The sequence below is a fragment of the Paenibacillus sp. MDV22-iso6 genome (assembly GCF_058408365.1).
Genome location: NZ_JBZVDZ010000001.1, coordinates 130,742 through 152,132 on the forward strand (window position 1 = coordinate 130,742; position 21,391 = coordinate 152,132).

The 21,391-nt window shown below is 46.2% G+C and carries 17 protein-coding genes; 14 read left to right on the forward strand and 3 right to left on the reverse strand.

Annotation, left to right across the window (positions count from 1 at the left end):
- Window positions 1-67: 67 nt before the first annotated feature.
- The 5 genes from AC4PM4_RS00690 (at window position 68) to infC (ending at window position 5,894) form a co-directional block, all read left to right on the forward strand.
- A complete protein-coding gene (locus AC4PM4_RS00690; RefSeq protein ID WP_491612449.1) occupies window positions 68-2,005 on the forward strand; it encodes an LTA synthase family protein in 1,938 nt (645 codons plus the stop codon).
- Between the two features lie 181 nt (window positions 2,006-2,186).
- Window positions 2,187-3,194, forward strand: a complete 1,008-nt coding sequence (locus AC4PM4_RS00695; protein ID WP_269056026.1) for an LLM class flavin-dependent oxidoreductase — start codon at window positions 2,187-2,189, stop codon at window positions 3,192-3,194.
- A gap of 113 nt (window positions 3,195-3,307) precedes the next feature.
- Window positions 3,308-4,039, forward strand: a complete 732-nt coding sequence (locus AC4PM4_RS00700; protein WP_491613046.1) for a metallophosphoesterase family protein — start codon at window positions 3,308-3,310, stop codon at window positions 4,037-4,039.
- Between the two features lie 305 nt (window positions 4,040-4,344).
- Window positions 4,345-5,277, forward strand: coding sequence for a manganese-dependent inorganic pyrophosphatase (locus tag AC4PM4_RS00705; protein ID WP_063563370.1), 933 nt, complete (start codon window positions 4,345-4,347; stop codon window positions 5,275-5,277).
- 125 nt (window positions 5,278-5,402) lie between these two features.
- Entirely contained in the window at window positions 5,403-5,894 is a 492-nt protein-coding gene (gene infC, locus AC4PM4_RS00710; protein ID WP_063563371.1) for a translation initiation factor IF-3, read from the forward strand.
- 187 nt (window positions 5,895-6,081) lie between these two features.
- Here infC and AC4PM4_RS00715 read toward each other — a convergent pair whose 3' ends face one another.
- Window positions 6,082-6,909 carry a protein-glutamine gamma-glutamyltransferase gene (locus tag AC4PM4_RS00715; RefSeq protein ID WP_491612450.1) on the reverse strand — a complete coding sequence of 276 codons (828 nt, stop codon included), beginning with the start codon at window positions 6,907-6,909 and terminating at the stop codon, window positions 6,082-6,084.
- Window positions 6,910-7,183: 274 nt separating this feature from the next.
- Between AC4PM4_RS00715 and AC4PM4_RS00720 the strand changes: the two genes are divergently transcribed.
- Window positions 7,184-9,931: a hybrid sensor histidine kinase/response regulator gene (locus tag AC4PM4_RS00720; RefSeq protein ID WP_491612451.1), complete on the forward strand. Its 2,748-nt coding sequence runs from the start codon at window positions 7,184-7,186 to the stop codon at window positions 9,929-9,931.
- Between the two features lie 102 nt (window positions 9,932-10,033).
- On the opposite strand, the gene AC4PM4_RS00725 is transcribed toward AC4PM4_RS00720, so the two are convergent.
- Window positions 10,034-10,246 (reverse strand): cation:proton antiporter regulatory subunit, encoded by a 213-nt coding sequence (locus tag AC4PM4_RS00725; protein WP_053779896.1) that lies wholly within the window; start codon window positions 10,244-10,246, stop codon window positions 10,034-10,036.
- A 142-nt stretch (window positions 10,247-10,388) separates the two neighbouring features.
- The gene (locus AC4PM4_RS00730; RefSeq protein WP_072732543.1) at window positions 10,389-11,129 is read right to left on the reverse strand and encodes a hypothetical protein; all 741 of its coding nucleotides are present in this window, start codon (window positions 11,127-11,129) and stop codon (window positions 10,389-10,391) included.
- Window positions 11,130-11,818: 689 nt separating this feature from the next.
- Between AC4PM4_RS00730 and AC4PM4_RS00735 the strand changes: the two genes are divergently transcribed.
- The 8 genes from AC4PM4_RS00735 (at window position 11,819) to AC4PM4_RS00770 (ending at window position 21,391) form a co-directional block, all read left to right on the forward strand.
- Window positions 11,819-12,625, forward strand: coding sequence for a glycoside hydrolase family 12 protein (locus AC4PM4_RS00735; RefSeq protein ID WP_231952556.1), 807 nt, complete (start codon window positions 11,819-11,821; stop codon window positions 12,623-12,625).
- A 261-nt stretch (window positions 12,626-12,886) separates the two neighbouring features.
- Window positions 12,887-14,581, forward strand: coding sequence for a M3 family oligoendopeptidase (locus AC4PM4_RS00740; RefSeq protein ID WP_491612452.1), 1,695 nt, complete (start codon window positions 12,887-12,889; stop codon window positions 14,579-14,581).
- A gap of 131 nt (window positions 14,582-14,712) precedes the next feature.
- Entirely contained in the window at window positions 14,713-15,570 is an 858-nt protein-coding gene (locus AC4PM4_RS00745; RefSeq protein ID WP_491612454.1) for a GNAT family N-acetyltransferase, read from the forward strand.
- Window positions 15,571-15,852: 282 nt separating this feature from the next.
- The gene (locus AC4PM4_RS00750) at window positions 15,853-17,004 is read left to right on the forward strand and encodes an iron-containing alcohol dehydrogenase (RefSeq protein WP_491612456.1); all 1,152 of its coding nucleotides are present in this window, start codon (window positions 15,853-15,855) and stop codon (window positions 17,002-17,004) included.
- Between the two features lie 211 nt (window positions 17,005-17,215).
- Window positions 17,216-18,835, forward strand: coding sequence for an ABC transporter substrate-binding protein (locus tag AC4PM4_RS00755; RefSeq protein ID WP_064638877.1), 1,620 nt, complete (start codon window positions 17,216-17,218; stop codon window positions 18,833-18,835).
- A complete protein-coding gene (locus AC4PM4_RS00760; RefSeq protein ID WP_491612457.1) occupies window positions 18,832-19,776 on the forward strand; it encodes an ABC transporter permease in 945 nt (314 codons plus the stop codon). The genes AC4PM4_RS00755 and AC4PM4_RS00760 overlap by 4 nt, the downstream gene beginning before the upstream one ends.
- Complete coding sequence (locus tag AC4PM4_RS00765) at window positions 19,773-20,639, forward strand: ABC transporter permease (RefSeq protein WP_090805739.1); 867 nt, start codon at window positions 19,773-19,775, stop codon at window positions 20,637-20,639. Before AC4PM4_RS00760 ends, AC4PM4_RS00765 begins: the two co-directional genes overlap by 4 nt.
- The gene (locus AC4PM4_RS00770; protein WP_072732548.1) at window positions 20,639-21,391 is read left to right on the forward strand and encodes an ABC transporter ATP-binding protein; all 753 of its coding nucleotides are present in this window, start codon (window positions 20,639-20,641) and stop codon (window positions 21,389-21,391) included. The genes AC4PM4_RS00765 and AC4PM4_RS00770 overlap by 1 nt, the downstream gene beginning before the upstream one ends.

Consider the following 21,391-nt stretch of genomic DNA (forward strand, 5'->3'; position numbering starts at 1 on the left):
CTGTTATACTGAAATATGCGTTTTGTAAAAGGAACGTAAAAATTTCAGATAAGGGTTGAAAGCGACCATGTTTAATTCCAAAAATGAGCGGACCTCATCACGGACTTTATTTGCCGTGTTATTTATTCTTATGCTGCTGAAGCTGTCGCTTTTGCGGTATTTCTTTTTCCAGGGTCTGTCTGGCATCGGTTTCGTTACTGACGCATTGGGGGCCCTGACAGTGGTATGCATCCTCGATCTGATCGTGCCCAAAGGGTGGAAGCGTTCAGTGTACGCAGGTTTTAATGTGTTGTTCTCGCTGGTATTGTTCGCGGCGACACTTTATAACGTACATTTCAGTTCGGTTCCCACATATACGGCACTCAGCGAACTGGGCCAAGTCGCCCAAGTGAGGGGCAGTATCGGGCCTTTGGTGCGACCTGAGCACTTCCTGTTTTTTGTGGATATCGTACTCGCTCTGCCCGTATGGTTTATCTTGCGCAGTCGACGTGCCTCAGCTCGTAACAGCAGCTATCGTGACAGTGGACTCCATTTCGGCAGAAGCCGGAGACGGTATTGGGGCAAGTTGGGTGTAGCCCTTACGGCTGCTTTTTGCATCGTGCTGTCCGGCAGCTTCATTGTCAAAGGGGAAACCATTGATAATGAATTGGTTCGTGCCGAAAATCTGGGCTTTCTGAATTACCAGGTGTCATCGGCGATTCTGACGAGCAAAGAGAATGAAGCCATTGCGAATGGCAACATTAACGAAACCATCGACAAGATTAATCAACTGGTTAGCAAGTATCCGTATCAGGATAAGTCTAGTCAAGACACGGCTATTAAAACCAAATATTTTGGTCAGGCCAAAGGAAGCAACTTGATTGTCCTCCAACTGGAGTCATTTCAAAACTTCCCGATTAATGCTTCTCTCAATGGTCAGGTACTAACCCCGGTTCTGAATGATCTGGCCAAAGAAAGCTATTATTTCTCTCATTTTTTCCAACAGATCGGACAGGGAAATACATCGGATGCTGAGTTTATGTCGAACACATCCATCTATCCAACCGGAGTTGTACCTATGTCAGCAGGGTATAGTGACCGTGATCTGCCAAGTCTTCCGAAACTGCTTGGGAAAGAAGGATATGAATCTGAAACGTTCCACGTTAATGACGTCACCTTCTGGAACCGGAACAAAATGTATCCGGCGCTTGGATTCAATCGGTACTTCGACAAACCCAGCTTCAAGAATGATAAGTTTAATGATTTTGGACCATCGGATGAGGAGCTATATCGTGTAGGTGTGGAAAAAATGGCTGCGCATCAGGCTGCTAATCAGCCGTTCTATGCTCAATTCATTACAGCATCCAGCCACTCGCCGTTTACGGTTCCGGCGGACCGGGCGAGAATTACCATCCCGGCCACTATCACCAATACGTTACTGCGTGATTACCTGCAGGCGATCAATTATACGGATTATGCAGTAGGTCAGTTGATCGATGAACTCAAGGCAAATGGGTTGTGGGATAACACAACACTCGTTATATATGGTGACCATTTTGGTCTGCCGGCAAACGATGAGATTACTCAGCAGATTCAGACCAATCTGGGCGTGCCCTATGACGGTAAAGTTAGTCGTTTCAACATCCCGCTCTTGATCCACACACCGAAACAGGCGAAAGGTCAAGTCATAGAACAGCCTGGTGGTCAGTTGGATATTTTGCCAACGGTGATGAACTTGATGGGTGTCTCTTTGAAGGAAGAGAAATTCACAGCCTTTGGACACGATTTGCTTAACATGGACCATAATGCGTTCGGTATCCGGTATTACTTGCCGACAGGTTCATTTGTGAACAATGACATTATGTTTATTCCGGGTGCGGGCTTTGATGATGGAACAGCCTACTCGTTAAAAACGTATGAACCCGTCACGGATCTTGAACCGTATCGTTCTGACTATGAGCACGTGCTCAGCTTGATGAAGCTGTCTGACGAGTATGTGAAGCTGTTACCCAAACGTGCACCGTAATTGAATTTTTAAATGTATGAAATACTATAACGTCACTGGCTCACGAGCTGGTGGCGTTATTTGTTTATTCATCGTAAATCGAAACGTGTAATGAAAAGGAGATAACCTTTGAAACTGTAATCAATAATGTTACAATGGAAGATGCAGCCACTAACGCAGATGACGAAAGGAATGAATATAGATGAAACTTAGTGTACTTGAACATGGACATATTAATGAAGGACGGACGGTACAGGATACCCTTCGGGAGACGGTAACTCTTGCCAAACATGCGGATGAACTGGGCTTCTCCCGCTTCTGGATGTCGGAGCATCATGGCAGCGGGGCACTGTCATTTTCCAGTCCGGAAGTTATGATTGCACACGTTGCAGCACATACCGATCGAATTCGCGTAGGTTCAGGAGGCATTATGCTGCCCCATTACAGTGCATATAAAGTTGCCGAGAACTTTCGTTTGCTGGAAGCACTACACCCTGGCCGAATCGATCTTGGCATTGGTAGAGCACCGGGCGGCATGCCGATTGCCAGCAGGGCTCTGAATGAAGGAAAGTCATCGAATGTGCAATTCTTCCCGCAGCAGATTGCCGATCTGGGTGGATACTTTCATGAACAGCTGCCGGAAGATCATCGTTTTGCATCCTTAGTAGCCGGACCATCCGTACCAACTGTTCCCGAAGTATGGCTTCTCGGCTCCAGTTCCGAAGGTGCACGAATTGCTGCAGCACAAGGGACCGCTTACGCGTTTGCCCAATTTTTCGGAACGCCGGGTGGAGAGGAAGCGATGAAGCATTATCGCAGACATTTCAAGCCTTCTATCCTGAATGACAAACCACACTCCATGATTGCGGTGTCGGCATTCTGTGCAGAGACTGAAGAAGCAGCCGCTGAACTGGCTCGCAGCAATGAATTATTCTTCCTGCGGCTTGGCCGGGGTCTGGAGCAGAACTCATTCCCATCCCTGGAAACGGTGAACAACTATCCATTTACGGCCATGGAGATGGAACAGATCCGTCAACGCCGTTCTTTTTCCATTGTAGGTACACCGGATCAGGTAAAAGACAAAATTACGGCAATGGCTGAACGTTATGAAGCGGATGAAGTTATTATTGCATCAGCGATTCACTCATTCGAGGATCGTTTGCGTTCATTCAGCCTGATAGCGGAAGCCTTTGGTATAAAGCAGGATTAATCGGTACTGAACGGGAATTAGTATTCTGAAATGGCTGGAGCCTTGCTTAGCAAGGTTCCGGTTATACTCTTGCGTGATCAGGGAGAGGAGAGATTCACATTCGCAGATGTGTCATTAGTGATATTCATGGCTGTTACGACGAATTCAATGCTCTGCTTGAGCAGGCAGCATACGATCCGGAGCAGGACGAGCTGATTTTGTTAGGTGATTATGTCGACCGCGGACCGAAGAGCAAAGAGGTCGTGGAACAGATTATGCAGATGCACGAGCAGTACAATATTATTGTGATCAAAGGAAATCATGATGCGATGATGGTCAAGGCGCTGAACCATGATGTCGAGGACTATGACAAACACTGGATTCGTAATGGAGGTTTACAGACGCTGGCCAGCTATGTTGAGGTTTCTTTGGATGATGAGCAGTTGGACTGGGATGTTTATACTGAAGCCAAACAGTGGCTCCGTACACACTATGAGCATCATCTTCGTTTTTTGGAACAGCTTCCCCTTGTATACGAAATTCCTGGTTATATCTTTGTACATGCCGGGATTAATCCGGATGTGGAGGATTGGCGGACTCAGTCAGAGCGTGACTTCATTTGGATTCGGGAGCCGTTCTATTCAAGACCAACATCGCTCAAGGAGACCGTGGTATTCGGTCATACTCCAGTCAAAAATTTGCATAACGAGCCAGGTGTCTGGTTTGACCCCAGTGGAGACAAGATTGGCATTGATGGCGGATGTGCTTATGGTGCTCGATTGAACTTGCTTGAGATCAGCGAAGACGGGAGTCTACAGACTCTTTTTGTGAAAAGAGGAGAGACCCGTCAGGGTCCCGAGGTTTAATCCACGCGGCGAATTTCAAATAAATCTCTTTAAACAAAAGTATAAATTAAATCCCGTTGAAGCTCTAACCTTTTACTTTCTTGAGAATGTGGATTGGTATACATACCGACAATGGATCGAAGCTGGCGGAACGGCAGAGTTGTGCATTCGTTTACGGAGTATAAAGGCAAGACCTGACATGATTTTGTAATTAATTCGCTGTAAAGGGATTGGAATTAAGCCTTATTAACGCTATAATCAGTAAGGGTATGCTTGAATTATTACATTTTATTAATCTAAATCAGAATTGACGGAGGGCTATTAATATGGAAAAAGCATTAATCTTCGGTCACAAAAATCCCGATACGGATACGATCTGCTCGGCCATTGCCTATGCAGACTTGAAGACAAAATTGGGTCAGGACGTTGAAGCTGTTCGTCTCGGCGAAGTAAACGGCGAAACTCAATTTGCATTGGACCAATTCAAAGTGGCAGCGCCACGTCTGATCAAAACAGCAGCTAACGAAGTGAACAAGGTCATCCTGGTTGACCACAATGAGCGTCAACAAAGTGTCAGCGATATTGAGGAAGTGACGGTTGTTGAAGTTATCGACCATCACCGGATCGCGAACTTTGAGACAAGCCAGCCTCTGTATTTCCGTGCAGAACCTGTAGGTTGTACAGCAACCATTTTGAATAAATTGTACAAAGAAAACGGTGTGGAAATCAGCGCACCGATTGCTGGTCTGATGCTGTCCGCAATCATTTCCGACTCCCTGTTGTTCAAATCCCCAACATGCACAGAGCAAGATGTAGCAGCAGCCCGTGAACTGGCTGCCATTGCTGGTGTGGATGCAGATAGCTATGGTCTGGAGATGCTGAAAGCGGGCGCGGACCTGAGTCAGAAAACGATTGCTGAACTGATTTCCCTGGATGCGAAAGAATTCGCTATGGGCCAAGCAAAAGTGGAAATTGCACAAGTGAACGCGATTGACGTGAATGATGTGCTTGTGAAACAACCTGAGCTTGAAGCAGCGATTGAAGCAATTATTTCCAGCAAAGGTCTCGACCTGTTCGTATTTGTCGTAACCGACATCCTGAACAACGATTCCGTTGCATTGGCTTATGGTGCTTCCACCAAAGCTGTAGAAAAAGCGTACAATGTAACATTGTCGGATAGCAGAGCGTTGCTCAAAGGCGTAGTATCCCGCAAATCGCAAATTGTTCCAGTTCTGACCGAAGCGTTCAACTCGTTGTAAGATGCACAAAACCGACGTATAACCATTACGTCCAGATATATGATGAATATTCAGTTACAACATCCAAGCCTGCTCTTGATCTGTCATAGGTCAGGACAGGCTTTTGTTGTAGAGGAGGATGTACCATGATCAAAAATGAAAAAATTAAAGCGACTGAAGTCCAGCTGACCGGCCTGAACGGTGAAGATCTCGGCATCATGTCTACTCGTGACGCACTTGCACTTGCGAAGCAGCATAAGGTGGATCTGATTTGTATGTCTCTAATGACCAGCCCGCCGCCATGTAAACTGATGGGCGCTGGAGCAGCGAGACAGGAAAAGCAGCAAGAGAAGAAGAAGGCGGTAAAATCCCCGGATAAACGTAAAGTGAAGGAGATCCGACTGAACCTGCAGATGGAAGACCACGATCGGGAGACCAAGCAATCTCAGGCAGAGCGTATCCTGACGAAGGGGGACTCGGTGAAGCTCGTCATCCAGGTGCATGGAGCCAAGGAAGGAACAGCAGGCAAGGAATGGGCAGAACAGCTGTGCAAATCTCTGGCTGAGTATGGCAGTAAAACGACAGGTATTCAGGTGAGCGGCAAACAGGTCGTTGTACAGTTAGACCCCATTGGATAACAAAGATGAACGAATTCAGCTGAATAACAAGGAACAGTGGGACAATACGGTCGTTATTGGGCTGGCTTTCCCTAATGTTCTAATAACCCCGTGAAGCAACAGTTGACCTGCTGCTCTACGGGGTTTTCAGCATGAAATATCGTTATAGCAATTCTGTACTCCTAATGATAATCACGCTTTAAGCTGTTTAGACTCGCAAGTAACGGCTGCCACCGATGCGTACATACAACTGTCCCGGCAAGACCGGAGTAGATGAGGCTGTTTGTGAATTCGAGTTACTGTTCTTGGCGTAGCGGGATAGATATAGAAAGTCCGGATAAATTACCGTATCCATCAAATAGGCTGACACTGTACTTCCAGGAATGCGGTTTTGATTCAGTGAACGAATGATTTCTTGCCCGCTTGCAATCCCGATTCCATGACCATAATATACGTCTTCACGAAGCATAATGGTATTCTCTCCCTGCCACTCTGGTGTTTCAGGGGAAACGTCCGGATTTTTGAAGTACAATACGTCTCCAGGAAGCGCAGAGTCGCTGCCGTTCTTCTCCGTTAATCGCAGATCGCTGTCATAGTGCCAGTCGTAGAGCAGAAGGTTGCGGAACAGTGAATTGAAATCATCTTCCCGAATGCTGTTCAATACTCCGCCATAAAGGACAATCACAGTCGCTGTTGCACATTCAAAGGCATACAAATGACCATTCTTCCATATGTCCCGGATTCCTTCCGCAGGCGTTACCTCAGATCTTAGTTCAAAGCCACCTTCAGCATTTCGGTTCCAATAGGCAGGATTACATCTGGATTTCTCGAACGAGGCAAAGCTGACCCCGCTTCGATCGAGCGCTTCTGCTGCATCCACCAGAGACTCGCGCAACGTCCATTCAAAATGAAGATGATCCATGGATTGATATGTGTATACTGTTGGACTGTTCTGTAGTTGCTGTAACCAATGCCATGCAAAAGCAGACCAATCCGAACGTACCAGCTCAATCGGTTGATTCGCAACAATGATCATAATCATAACCTCCAGTATTATTTGGATGTTCAGCCTTGTACAAACGGGTATGCACGCGTATTCTGTAGTATATGACGACACTTATGCGATTTTGTATGTCTACAAGTACAGACAGCATGAACACACGATAAGAATGTCGATTATTGCCTGGAATTTTTGTTGATCTCGTTTATAAATCATGACATTTGGGGTACTACTCTTATAGATGAAGTTATGTTCAGGTCGATCTGTTCATACGGAATATATTCAGATTCCCCATAAAGGAGGATATGTGGTGTCGAATCCAATTGCAGAGAATCGCTCTCTGTTCGAGCAGTTATATACACATGCACCGATCGGCATTGCTGTTGCTTCGCATGTGAACGGACGTTGGCTTCAGCTTAATCCGGCATTTTGTGAAATGCTGGGATACAGTGAAGATGAATTGATTGACTCACCAATTGTACATATGATCTATGAGGAAGACTTAGAGATGGAGGAGTTCAGATCCCATTTCTGGGATATGACCAATGGATTAAGTCTGATGTATGAAACTGAGTTACGGCTTAAGCGTAAGGATGATTCTCTTCTCTGGGCGACGGTAAGAGCCTGCATCGTCAGGGATGAAGTGAGCGGCGAGCCGCTTTATTTGCTTGTTCAGGCAGCGGATATTTCGAAGCAGAAGGACGCGGAGAATCGATTGATTATACAGCGCAAGCAGTTGGAGGAGAGCAGTCGAATCTCAAGATTGCTGGCCGAGTCCTCGCTTGACCTGATTGCCATACACCATGCCGATCCGGAGCGGACGTTCAAGTACGTATCTCCAGCCAGCAAAAGTATGTTGGGATATGATCCAGAAGAAGTTGTTGGTCAACCTGGCCTGTTCTGCATTCACCCCGACGACGTGCGTCTAGTTGAAGCTTTCGTGGCTGGTCAAATCCAGGGCCTTGCACCTGATCGAATTAGCTATCGGCTCCAGCATAAGGATGGTTCTGTTAAATGGGCGGATACCATCACTCATTATGTATATGACATACAGGGAAATCTGCAGGAAATGATTGGAGTGACCCGTGATATTACAGCGAGCAAGCAGCAGCAATTAAGTCTTCAGGAGTACCAATCATTGTTCGACAGTAACCCTCTTGGAGTTGCTTCATTGGATTTGGACGGAAACCTGCTTAAGGCCAATGCAGGTCAAGAGCAATTGACAGGCCATACCAAGGAGGAACTTCTTAGTTCATCCTTTGATCATCTCATTGACCCGGTGGACCTGGATAAGACGAGGTATCATTTTGAAGAGACTGTAAAAGGAATCGCACAGAGCTATGAAGTGGGGTTGATTCACAAAGACGGACAGCGCATTGAAACAAGTGTGATTAATGTTCCGATTTTGCTAGAGGATCGTGTCGTGGGCGTCTATGGAATAACTAGTGATATTACGGAGTCTAAAAGGTATGTAGAGGAAATTGAAAATCTCAGTTACGAAAGAGCATTGATTCTCAATGCCATGTCTGAGGGAGTCATTGGCCTCGATCAGAATGGTAACCTGATATTTGCCAATCCGATTGCAACGGAGATGATGGATTTCTGTCCGTCTGAGATGAATGGCAAGCCACTTGAAGAGATCATGTTACAAATGCAAAGTGAGGGTATACCTTATCCGTCCAATAGCACTCCTATTCTTCAAGCTGTACGTGAAGGGCGAAGCCTGCCGCGATCTGAGTCTGTATTTTGGAAGCAGGATGGCTCCAGCTTCCTGGCGGAGTTCCAACTGAAACCGATAATGGAGCAGGGGGAGAATCGTGGAGCTGTACTGGTTTTCCGCGATATGACATCGGTGAAGGACATCATTCGTGCCAAGGAAGTGGCAGAACATGCGGACCGAGCCAAGTCCGAGTTCCTGGCGATTATGAGTCATGAGCTTCGTACACCTCTGAATGGAATTATGGGCATGGCCCATCTGTTAAAAGAAACAGAGTTGGATGAGGAGCAGAACGGCTTCGCCGATATCATCATCGACAGTGGTGAATCACTGCTGCACATTCTGAATGAGATCTTGGATTTCAGTAAGATTGAAGCAGGAAAAATGGATCTTGAACGCCAGCCAGTGGATATTAAATCTGTTCTTGGCGGGGTCATGGAACTATTTGCGCTTAGAGCTTCCGAAAAGAATATTGAACTATACTGTGAAATGTCAGAGCAGATTCCCGAACGCGTACGAGGCGATGAAACTCGCATTCGTCAGATTCTGATTAATCTAGTAGGCAATGCCATCAAATTCACGGAGAAGGGAAGCATTCAGGTTCACGTGAACGTTAAGCCAGCGGAATTTTACAATGAGAATCATCTGATCTTGTCCGTTTCGGTCAAAGATACGGGGATTGGCATTCCGTTCAATAAGCAACATCAACTGTTCCAGTCTTTCTCACAGCTCGATCCGGCTATCAATCGCAAATATGGAGGCACAGGTCTGGGGCTGGCCATCAGCAAGAAGCTGGTGGAACTGATGGGCGGCGCCATTGGTGTACAGAGTGAGACAGGTGAGGGGGCGGATTTCCACTTCACCCTGTTACTTGAACGATGGCAAGATGAGTCTACGGATCAGATTGAAGAGGTGGCCGATCACAACCTGCAGCTGGATCGAACAAGTCTGGCAGCGGGGATCAAAATTCTTATAGCTGAGGATCAGTCATTGAACAGCCATTTGCTGGAGGAAATGCTTCGTAAGCACGGAGGTCTATGTGATATCGTGGAGAATGGTGCAGAAGCGGTGAAAGCATTGGAAAGGGAGACATACGACCTTCTCTTTATGGATATCCAAATGCCTGTTATGGATGGGATTGAAGCGACCTGCCGGATTAGGCAAACCCACCCTGAAATTCCGGTCATTGCTGCCATCACGGCATTTGCAGGAGCGAACGACCGTGAAGCTTGTCTGAAATGCGGTATGCAGGACTTTATCAGCAAACCGTTCAGCTCTACGGAAATAAGTCGTGTGCTAAACACATGGGTTCCGTACATACGCTCCCAGCATGAGCGCTGATGGGCTGCATGTCTCAAGTTATCAAAAAAAATAACCTGCCTCTGAAATTCAAGGGCAGGTTATTTTGGTCTTCCGTGGGTGTTGGTAGTAGCCTGACAGATGTCAGGACCATCCTCCAATTAATCCCGAAAGGGTTACACACTCGTCATCTTCCAGTTCTGCAATTAGGGTAAGTTCTTCGTTGTCATTGGGGTCCACCGAGAATAATTCACGGCGTCCGTCTTCGTGGACAATAATGACCAACTTATTACCGCTTTTTGTATCAAACTGGTACTTCACTCCGATACCAGGCAATGGGCATTCCCGGATATTCATGAAACCTGTCACCTCTTTAGCTTTTCCATAGTTAAGTTAACCGTTCACACAGTACGGATGTATTCTACTATCCATAACACCATTTGGCAAGTCAGAAATGAAATAGTAGTCATCTCCTCCAAGCTTATTGCGCTGTGGTTAGTTATACATTCCGACTCTGTCGGGTTCGTCTGCGACGGACCATGAACCAGATAAGTAATGCAATGATCAGCACCAAGGCAATGCCCCCCGTAATTATAATGTTCCGAATATTCGGGACCTGTACGGTCAAATCTAGCTTATTCGTATTCAGTGGTGAGACGTGCCAAATTAGGGTTTTTCCGTGATCTTCAACCAGATCTGCATTGGAATCCTGCGCTTTGATTGGCAGCGTTAGCTTGAAATCAAAATTGACATCTTTCAGTAGCAGGTTTTTGAGAAATCCGGGGACCTTATTAATTTGGTCTTTGACCTCACCATCGGGTATGGTCTGCATCAGGTCTGCTTCCGCAGCAATATGCAATTTGGAAGTGAAAAATCCAGGTGTAGTGGATTGCTCCATTTTGATTCCATCAGGTAGATCCGACGTGCTGAAGGTAGAGACGGTATTACTTTTCTCATAATGGGTCGTCGCTTTGAGTTGTGTCCGATCTCCCTGGTCCGAAACTTCGGCCTGGAAATTATTCTGCTTCAACGTATTTGCGAGCATTGTCATGAGATTGTCTTGTCCCATCATTCCCAGGGCTGAGTCGGTTACGCTGAGATTCAGGGCCAGATCGGATGAACCGTCCATATTAACCGTGACATGAGCTTCACCATCAGCGCAGGCGGATAGTATAAACAGCATAAGAGTTAGTAAAAAAGCGAGTAATAACTGACGATAATAGGGTATGCGAGTCGACATTCAGTTCAAACCTTTCTGCGTATAATCCAATTCCAATTCATAGAAGTATAGTATACACCGTAAGGATGGCGGATGAAACTTTGTTCACTATAAGAGCAAGGTAGATCGTACGCTATGATATGATATATCTATAAAATTAGAGTGAAAAAGTAGGCTCCGAAGCATTAAAGGAGAGATTGGATAATGACAGCAAGTGAACATTTGGATGCAGATCCGGTGATGTGGAATAATCGAATGAATGACATACCGGTTGGAATTACAATGAAAAAGGACACGATATATGGAGTGGAAATGAAGATTTCGTATTTTTGTCAATGTTCAGTCAATTCAAAATGGGTTTCACCGTGTAAACTGATAGTAGTGTGAAGAAATACGGAGCAGGGGGGTTACATTCATGACATATATCATTATTATGGGTATTATTATGGTTGTGGGAATGGTCGGAATGGGCTGGTTCTACAAGATTATGGACAACGATCAACACTAGGGTATATTGAAAAGAAACTTGAAAAGACAAGCCTATAAGCTGGCTTCGCAATGGATGCGAGGCGGGCTTATTTGTATATAATGCCAAAAAGTCTAAATATAGCATGAAAAAATGTCGGATTTAAGTGGTATGCTTGTACATGGAAATGTTTTACACTTACATCTGTAAGCGTTTACATTAAAATTTACGGGAGGCTAACATTATGGGTTTGAAGATGAAAAAAAGATCAGGCAAGAAAGCATGGATGCTGCTGGTCATGTCATTACTGATTGCGGCCGTTCCAATTACAGCCAGCGCAGCATCGGATTCCACAGCGTATGCCAAACTTAATTTCAGCAACAACAAGTATTATATATTCAACAATAGCTGGGGTAGCTCAAGTGTCAGTGGCTGGTCCCAGTCCGTGTATGTGAACAGTAATACTGATCTGGGTTACGTTTGGAACTGGCCAACGACTGCCGGTGGAGTCAAAGCTTATCCTTCTCTTGTCAGCGGCTGGCACTGGACTGAGGGTTTCACGCCAGGCAGTGGGCTGCCAACGCGATTGTCTGCGAACAAAAGTATCAATACCGGAGTAAGTTATTCTAAGGCGTCCAACACTACAGGGGAATATAATAATGCGTATGATATCTGGCTGCATGACATCGGCAATGCGACCTGGTCAAGCACACCCACCGAGGAGATTATGATCTGGAACGATTGGACTTCCGGTGTAGGTCCTATTGGTTCCAAAGTGTTCTCGGATGTATCCATTGGTGGACAAACCTATGATCTGTATCGCGGCGAGATTACCGACAACGGAGTGCATCAATGGTGGGTATACTCGTTCCTGAAGAAGTCAAAATCCCCTAACAACTTTAGCATCAACGTCAAAAACTTCACTGATTATCTGATCTCCAAAAGTTACTTTACCAACAGCAAATATGTAAGCAGTGTTGAGTATGGAACCGAAATTACGAAAGGCAGCGGCCAGATCAATTACTCTAACTGGTATGTGAACGTGCAGTAACGGCTCTGTTTATACGCTTATTCCTGATTTAATGAGATGCTGCTCGGAGGAAAACCCATTTCCTGCTGACGCAGCATCTTTTACTTGTGTATTGGACCTAACATTCATGCGTAACATAGGTAACGAGTGATGTAGCTGCATTTGACCGATGGACAAATATTTTTCGTAAAGTTGGGATTTTTAGGCTGCTCTTTTGTATAATAGGGTTTAGTTCAACTCGGGGAATCCCGAAATATGCCTAACAGGAAAGGGTGTACATAAATGAAATTTAGTGAGTATACGTATACACGTCCCGATCTGGAACAAATCAAAACGTCATTCCGTGAGCTTCTGAGTGGTTTTGAAGCCGCGACTACGGTTGAAGAGCAGAGTGGATATATGGACAAGATTAACGCTTTGCGAAGTGACTTTGAGACTCAGGCACAATTGGTCTACATCCGTCATTCGATTGATACCAATGATACATTTTACAAAGAAGAAAATGAATTTCTGGATGAAAGCTCTCCAATCATTCAAGAATACATCACCGATTATTACCGGGCATTGGTAAACTCCAAATTTCGTGGTGAACTGGAACAAAAATGGGGTTCACAGCTGTTCCAGCTGGCGGATCTGTCCCTGAAAACATTCAGCCCTGAAATTATCGAGGACCTTCAGAAAGAGAACAAACTTTCCACGGAATACAACCAGCTGATTGCTTCGGCCAAAATTCCGTTTGAAGGTGAAGAACGCACATTGCCGCAGTTGCATCCTTTTGAGTTGTCCACGGATCGCTCCATGCGGGAACGTGCATCGGAAGCAAGATATACGTTCATGGCTGAACATGAGGCTGAATTCGATCGCATTTACGACGATTTGGTGAAAGTGCGTACACAGATCGCGAAGAAGCTGGGATATCCAACATATGTGGAACTCGGTTATGACCGTATGAACCGTACGGATTACAACGCGGAGATGGTGTCCAATTTCAGAGCACAAGTCCGTGATTATATCGTGCCTGTAGCGACGAAGCTCAGAGAGCGTCAGCGCAGCCGGATTGATGTGGATACCCTCTATTTTTATGATCAGGGCTTCAGCTTTAAGACAGGGAACCCGACACCTAAAGGGGATGCAGACTGGATCATTGACAATGGTAAGAAAATGTACGCTGAATTGTCACCGGAAACGGATACGTTTTTCCAGATGATGACCGACAATGAATTGATGGATTTGGTGAGCAAAAAAGGCAAGCAGGGCGGGGGCTATTGCACCTTCCTGAACGATTACAAAGTGCCGTTTATTTTCTCCAACTTTAACGGTACATCAGGCGATATCGACGTATTGACACACGAAGCAGGTCACGCGTTCCAGGTATATGAGAGTCGTCACTTCGAAGTACCTGAGTACAACTGGCCGACGTATGAATCCGCAGAGATCCATTCCATGAGCATGGAATTCTTTACATGGCCGTGGATGGAATTGTTCTTCAAGGAAGATACGGACAAATACAAATTTGATCACCTGTCTTCCGGATTGCTCTTTATTCCTTATGGCGTAGCAGTCGATGAATTCCAGCATTTTGTCTATGCAAACCCGGATGCAACACCAGCGGAGCGCAAACAGGCATGGCGCAATATTGAGAAGACTTATCTGCCGCACATCAATTACAAAGATAACGCCTATTTGGAACAAGGCGGATTCTGGCACAAACAGGGTCATATCTTCTCGTCGCCGTTCTATTACATTGACTACACACTGGCACAAATCTGTGCATTCCAGTTCTGGAAACGCAGTAACCAGGATATGAAGTCCGCATGGGCTGACTATCTGACATTATGTAAAGCCGGAGGAAGCCTGTCCTTCACAGGATTGGTAGAACTGGCAGGTTTGAATTCTCCGTTTGAAGACGGCTGCGTATCCTCCGTCATCGGCGATATCGAAGCCTGGTTGGACGCAGTAGACGATAAAGCACTGTAAGCGAAAAATAAAAATAAAGGTCGAAGAGGTGAAAGGGAACGAGGAAAAAACCTGACGTTACAGCATTCTGAGGCAGGGCGGATTTGAATGTATTCATTTCCCTAACTATACAAAGAATGCGAGGTTATACCATGTTGGTTTTACTGGATCAACCGTCCCAAAGGAAGCAATTAGCGCCCTTCATCTCGGGAACGAACGGGAATGTGGTTATGGGTGGAGTGCTTGCGAGACTTCAACGGGGGCGTGTCTATGCAGACCAGCTTCATGCGCCGAAAAGCGCCCTGATTTGGGCCGAAAACGAAATGTTTTACCTGATCGGAAGATCGGATAATGAACAATTCATTAGCCTTGTTAGGGAGGTACTTGTTCAGGAGCTATTACCTGAAGCGTTAGATGCTGGCGAAGACATGCTGAATCTTGAAGTTTACCCCGAGCCCGGCTCAGATTGGTCTCCCGTCCTGGATCACATGTTCAATGGGCGTTTGCGAGAAGGATTGCGAGTTCCTTTTCAATTCAATCTTGCGAAGTATGAACAGTGGCTGGAACGCAGTTCCAGCTCCTTGTTCGTTCCTCCGGGATATAAGCTTCAAATTATCGATCGAGCTGTAATGCTGGAGGACAAAAGCTGTATCATTGAACAGGAAATTTTGAAATTCTGGCATTCGCTGGTGGACTTCTTCCGATACGGAGCAGGCACATGCACGGTATATGAAGGGCAGGTTGTAGGTACATGTATCTCTGTGTTTGTCAGTGACATTCACCATGAAACAGGCATCAACACCTACGATCCGATACACCGTGGCAAGGGCCTGGCTACGGCCATGGCAAGCGCTTATGTGCAATCCGTTCTGGAACGGAATTGTGTTCCACACTGGACGACAGAGGAATTCCGTCATGATTCCATCGCGATAGCGGGTAAGCTTGGTTTTGATCAAGGCAGAGCTTATCCCGTCTATTACATGCCGATTCAGGAGCTTCTAAATTACTGAATATCTGTAGGGGCTGTCCCGAAGTCATGAAAATGACCAGGGATAGCCCCTGTTTTTTGATTCGAGCGGTGAAACTTGTGAATCCAAGATCAAGTTACCCTTTTTAATTCAAGCACAGATAAGCAAGTTACTGAAGAGCATTCATGATTATTGGATAATTCTTAGATAATTCCGTGCAAATGAAACATTTATCAACTCGGTTGTGATTTATTTCACTATATCTGAAAACGGATTCAGTTACAATAAAGATAGTAAATCAGGGGTAACAGGAGGCTGGTTCAGATGGCAACACACGCTTATTATGTTCCGCCCGTGAACTTGATGGGCAGAGGATGTTTACACGAAGCAGGCAAGATGATTGAGAATATGGGTATTCGCAAAGCGCTTGTCGTAACTGATCGTCGATTGATTTCTTCCGGCGTTGCTGAACAAGTGCTGTCTATACTAAGAAAATCAGGGTTAGACTATGTGGTATATGATGAGGTTCAGCCCAATCCCACCTGTCAGAATGTACATGACGGACTTCAGGTATTTCAGGTTCATGGCTGTGACGCCATTATATCGATAGGCGGAGGTTCACCTCAGGATGCTGCCAAAGGAATTGGCATTGTAGCAACCAACGGTGGACATATCCGTGATTATGAAGGTTTGCATCAATCGAAACACAAGTCCGTGCCGCTTGTTGCCATTAACACAACGGCTGGCACGTCGAGTGAGGTGACCATGAACTACGTGATTACAGATGAGGAACGTAAGGTGAAAATGGTGATGGTGGATCGAAACAGTCTCGTTGACTTGTCGGTGAATGACCCGGAACTGATGCTGAGCAAGCCAGCCAGTCTTACAGCGGCCACGGGCATGGATGCATTGACCCATGCGGTGGAAGCCATGGTGACGCCTGGCGGGTTCACGGTGACGAGTGCTACAGCGGCTGCTGCCGTTGAGCTGATCTTTGAATATTTGCCCAGAGCGGTCAGGGATGGTAGTGATCTGGAAGCAAGAGAGCATATGACGTATGCGTGTTTTCTTGGCGGGATTGCTTTTAACAATGCAGGCTTGGGCTATGTACATGCGATGGCCCATCAACTTGGTGGAGTCTATGACCTTCCGCATGGGGTATGTAACGCGATGTTGCTCCCTTATGTAGAGGAATTGAATGCAAAGCATGTACCAGGTAAATTCCGTCATATTGCCAAGGCAATCGGTATGGATGTAAAAGGAAAACGGGATGAGGAGTGCTCGGAGTACGTGATCGAAGCCATTCGTCAGCTTTCCAAGGAGGTAGGCATTCCTGAGAAACTGTCAGAATTGGGTGTGAAAGATCCTGATGTTGAATTGCTGGCGGATAATGCCATGAAAGATGCTTGTGCACCGGGCAATCCGTATCAACCTTCCAGGGATGAAGTGATGGAGCTATTCCGCAAAATCATATAAAGTTAAGAACAAAGAGAGAGCCAGAATATATTCTGGCTTTTTTGATGTGTCACGTGCTTCTGAGCCTTATAAATACGGATTCATTTCCTTCATTGGATAAAATAGTTTTATCTCGCAATAGTCATTATTTTTTGTTTGACAGAGGGGGTGCTTTAATCCATAATCAATCCATACTAAACACATAAGCTTTATTGGAAGGGGAGAGTCAGTCATGTCACAGTTTAAATCATCAACGAGAAAGTCATTATGGGTAGGAGCGTTAGCCGTTCTATTATTGGTAATCGTTAGCGGTTGCTCCGGATCGACCAATGATCCTGCTCCCAATGCAGCAGCCCAGCCAGGCACGAGCCAAGGTACGGATGAAAATTCAAAGACGGACGAGACTGCAACGGGGGGGACTTTTGTATATGGTCGGCCGGCTTCCGTAACCTCGTTTGATTTGCATAATCAGATTACATCGAACAATGCTTTTGCCATTGATAAAGTATTTGAACCTTTGGTTGCTTTTGACAACAAGGGCGAGATTGTGGACTGGCTTGCCAAGTCGCATAACATCAGTGATGACGGTTTGACGTATACGTTTGTGTTGCGTGATGGCTTGAAGTTCTCCAACGGCACAGATGTTACGGCTGAGGATGCCGTATTCTCGCTGGAGCGCCATTTGAAGGTGGGTGGCCCATTGGCAATATCGGCCAAGGTAGACACTGTCAAAGCAACGGATAGCCATACATTGGTGATTACGCTTAAAGAGCCGTATACGCCATTTATCTCTGAGCTTTCCAACTTCTCGAACGGTATTATTCCGAACAATTTTGGCGGAGTTACCGAGGAAGAATTTTTTAAGAAGCCGGTAGGTACAGGACCGTTCGTGGTTGAACAGTGGGACCCTGCAGGCGATGTGACCTTTACGAAGAACACTCACTACTGGCAAGAAGGAAAGCCATCGGTTGATAAGCTGGTTTACAAGCTGATAGAAGATGACAGCCAAGCAATCAACCAGTTGAAGGCGGGAGAAGTAGATGCGATTGAGTCGCTGGCTCTGCAAAATGCTGATGAAATCAAAAATGGCGCGGATACAACCGTTGTAACCAACGGCAGCTGGGTGACAGAGCAATTGTTCTTTAATACGTTGGATAAGCATTTTTCCGATGTGCATGTTCGCCGGGCATTGGCTCTGGCACTTGATCGTGACGGTCTGACTAAGGCGCTTACCTTTGGTTACGCACAGACTGCTAATTCATTGCTGCCTACAACGATTCCTTACAATTCGAATGATACTCTCAAGGCATTAAATTTTGATGTAAATGCAGCCAAAGCGGAACTTGCTAAATCGGCCTTCCCTGATGGATTTACTACAAAACTGCTTGTAGCTTCAGGCAACAGCACTAGAGCGCAAGAAGCGCAAATCATTCAGGCAGCGGGGAAACAAATTGGCATTAATATCGAGATTGAATCGATTGAACTGGCTACCTTCCGTGAACGATTCTTTGCTTATGATTTCGCAGCGATGCTGAACAGTGGGCAAGCCGATTCTCCAGAAGCGAACTCAATCGTTGCGTTCCAGACTGACCCTGATGGCTTCAGCAAATCTTACTGGACGCATTACACCAATGATAAAGTAACCAAGCTTCTGTATAAAGGTCAACAAACACCGGACGGCGATGGCCGTGCCGAAATATACTCCAAATTGCTTCAAACGCTTGCCGATGAAGTGCCTTACATTCCACTTTATTATCCGGATATTCTGATTGGCGTTCGTTCTTCAGTAGATGGCATTGTTGTTTTGCCTAATGGCAGTGTGCGTTTTGAAGACGTTCGTATTCAGAAATGAAGAAGTTCTGGTTGATCAGTACTGTGGGAAGAGCGTTGGCAGTGATCCTTTGTGTGATGACAGCAGTCTTTTTTCTCATCAGAATGGTACCAGGAGATCCTGCTAAAATGATTCTTGGCGAGTACAGCACGCCCGAGGCCGTGGAGAGCATGCACCATGCTCTCGGGCTGGATCTGCCGCTGGGGGAACAATTCATAAGGTTTGTGAAGACACTGTTCACTCAGGGGGATACCGGCAACTCCATTATTAACGGAACCTCCACTAGAGAATTAATTGCTGATCGTGCACCCGTTACCTTGCTGCTCATTGGCATGGCATGTGCATTGTCAATTGTCATTGCACTCGTGCTTGCTACATTGGCCGCTACACACAAGGATAAGCTGCTGGATCATTTGATACGTATTTTTCCTACGGTAACGCTAGGTATGCCAATCTTCTGGGTTGGCATCCTTTTGATTCTGCTGCTGAGTGTTCATCTTCACTGGTTTCCCGTTGGTGGAGTTGGGGAAGGGTGGTGGGGCACCTTATACAGTTTGACACTTCCCGCCATTACCGTGGCTTTTTCACAGATTCCGACATTGGTTCGTTCATTGAGAGCTCAGATGCTTGAAGTACTGGAATCTGATTTTGTAGTTACATTGAAGGCTGCGAGATTACCGAGCCGGGTCATTCTATTCAAACATGTCCTACGCAATGCGGCGCTACCGACGCTGATCCTTCTTGGTGTTAATATTTCTTATCTCATTGGCGGCACATTGGTCGTTGAACAGGTATTTGGTATCAAAGGAATTGGCAGTCTTTTGTTTAGTTCCATTTCCAAACGGGATTTCCCGGTCATTCAAGGCATAGCCCTTTACTGTGCTGTATCTGTTGTGATCATCAGTCTCCTGGTAGAGCTTCTTTCCAGGTGGCTTGATCCCAGAACGAAAGGAAAACCATGAAAACGATACAAATAGAACCTCAGTTATATGAAGACAGCCAAAACACCAGTCTCATGAATCGTATATTGAAAACTCCTTCCCTGCTTGTGGGAAGTGTGATGTTTGCCGTGCTGATCATCTTGACTGTAATCATACCGTGGATTAGTCCTTATGACCCTTCGGAGCAAAATTTGAGTGCCTTTTTGCAACCTCCGTCTGCTGAACATTGGTTGGGCACAGACCAACTGGGACGTGATTTGTTCACTAGACTGATTTATGCCGCGCGAACCGATTTGAGCATTATGGTGCTGGCGGAAATTGTACCTTTTTGCATGGGCGTATTTCTAGGGATGCTCGCAGGGTATTACGGAAAATGGACTGATAAGATCATATCGTTGGTCACCGATACATTTATCGCTTTCCCTTTTTATCTCATCGTCATTATTGTGGCTTTTGCCAGTGGAGCAGGTGAGCGGGGGATTTATATTACGTTTATGCTCGTTGGCTGGATTGTCTTTGCACGTGTCGTCAGGGGGCTGAGTGCATCGTACCGCAAGCAGGAATGGATCGCATCCGCACAGACGTTGGGCTTGCCGGGAATACGGATTATCCTTCGTCATCTCCTGCCCAATGTATTACCTCAGGCGATCGTTGTCCTCATGACGGATATGGTGGGGCTGCTGGTGGCGATTGTTACACTTGGATACCTGGGCATTGGCATCGCACCACCGACCCCGGATTGGGGCACGATGATCTCGGATGGACAATCCTTTATCACGACAGCCTGGTGGCTCTCGGCAGTTCCGGGATTTGCAGTCGTTTACACGGGAATTGCTTTGTCGCTTGTCGGTGATGGATTGGCCGATGTATGGAGGAAAAAATAATGTCCACTGAACCGATTCTTGAAGTCAAGGCACTATCTCTGTCAACCAAGTCAAATCAAAAATTAGTTCAAGATGTACATTTCTCGCTTGGGCGAGGGGAGAGCCTGGGATTAGTAGGTGAATCCGGCTCCGGTAAATCACTAACTCTTCGTTCCATTCTGGGACTGTTACCAAGCGGTGTGGAGCAGACGGGTGGAACCATTCGGAGTGATGTGAACAGCGCCATGGTGTTTCAAGACCCGAGAGGTGCGCTCGATCCGCTCTGTCCCGTTGTTAAACAGCTGGCGGAAGTTGTCTATTACAGGCAAAAGTTAAGCAGGAAGGCCTCCAGGGTAGCAGCGCTGGAATTACTTGAACTGTTGGGGCTTCCCGACTCATTGAAGCGTGAGGATCGATACCCTAGCCAGCTGTCAGGTGGGCAGTGTCAGCGGGTAGTCATTGCATTGGCTCTGGCGTGCAAGCCAGGCATTCTGCTCTGTGATGAGCCAACAACGGCACTGGACGTTACTGTGCAGCGTCAAATTATAGAAACGATCCAACGTTTGCAGCGTGAACTGGGATTCGCCATGGTGTTTGTAACACATAATCTGGCGATTGCAGCGACGCTGTGCTCGAAGCTGTGCGTGATGAAGCAAGGGCGGATCGTGGAGCACGGGGATTCGCTTGGCCTTTTGCAAAACCCGCAAGATCCTTACACCGAGATGCTTATTAACTCGGTGCTTCCTTTACCGAAGCTAGAAGGGAGCGAATAA

What these genes read in the sequence shown, in the direction of transcription:
- AC4PM4_RS00725 (WP_053779896.1), bottom strand. Translation starts at nt 10,246, where the DNA reads ATGAATATCCGGGAATGCCCATTGCCTGGTATCGGAGTGAAGTACCAG.
- AC4PM4_RS00770 (WP_072732548.1), top strand. Translation starts at nt 20,639, where the DNA reads ATGTCCACTGAACCGATTCTTGAAGTCAAGGCACTATCTCTGTCAACC.
- AC4PM4_RS00695 (WP_269056026.1), top strand. Translation starts at nt 2,187, where the DNA reads ATGAAACTTAGTGTACTTGAACATGGACATATTAATGAAGGACGGACG.
- AC4PM4_RS00740 (WP_491612452.1), top strand. Translation starts at nt 12,887, where the DNA reads ATGAAATTTAGTGAGTATACGTATACACGTCCCGATCTGGAACAAATC.
- AC4PM4_RS00755 (WP_064638877.1), top strand. Translation starts at nt 17,216, where the DNA reads ATGTCACAGTTTAAATCATCAACGAGAAAGTCATTATGGGTAGGAGCG.
- AC4PM4_RS00705 (WP_063563370.1), top strand. Translation starts at nt 4,345, where the DNA reads ATGGAAAAAGCATTAATCTTCGGTCACAAAAATCCCGATACGGATACG.
- AC4PM4_RS00750 (WP_491612456.1), top strand. Translation starts at nt 15,853, where the DNA reads ATGGCAACACACGCTTATTATGTTCCGCCCGTGAACTTGATGGGCAGA.
- AC4PM4_RS00765 (WP_090805739.1), top strand. Translation starts at nt 19,773, where the DNA reads ATGAAAACGATACAAATAGAACCTCAGTTATATGAAGACAGCCAAAAC.
- AC4PM4_RS00715 (WP_491612450.1), bottom strand. Translation starts at nt 6,909, where the DNA reads ATGATCATTGTTGCGAATCAACCGATTGAGCTGGTACGTTCGGATTGG.
- AC4PM4_RS00745 (WP_491612454.1), top strand. Translation starts at nt 14,713, where the DNA reads ATGTTGGTTTTACTGGATCAACCGTCCCAAAGGAAGCAATTAGCGCCC.
- infC (WP_063563371.1), top strand. Translation starts at nt 5,403, where the DNA reads ATGATCAAAAATGAAAAAATTAAAGCGACTGAAGTCCAGCTGACCGGC.
- AC4PM4_RS00760 (WP_491612457.1), top strand. Translation starts at nt 18,832, where the DNA reads ATGAAGAAGTTCTGGTTGATCAGTACTGTGGGAAGAGCGTTGGCAGTG.
- AC4PM4_RS00730 (WP_072732543.1), bottom strand. Translation starts at nt 11,129, where the DNA reads ATGTCGACTCGCATACCCTATTATCGTCAGTTATTACTCGCTTTTTTA.
- AC4PM4_RS00690 (WP_491612449.1), top strand. Translation starts at nt 68, where the DNA reads ATGTTTAATTCCAAAAATGAGCGGACCTCATCACGGACTTTATTTGCC.
- AC4PM4_RS00735 (WP_231952556.1), top strand. Translation starts at nt 11,819, where the DNA reads ATGGGTTTGAAGATGAAAAAAAGATCAGGCAAGAAAGCATGGATGCTG.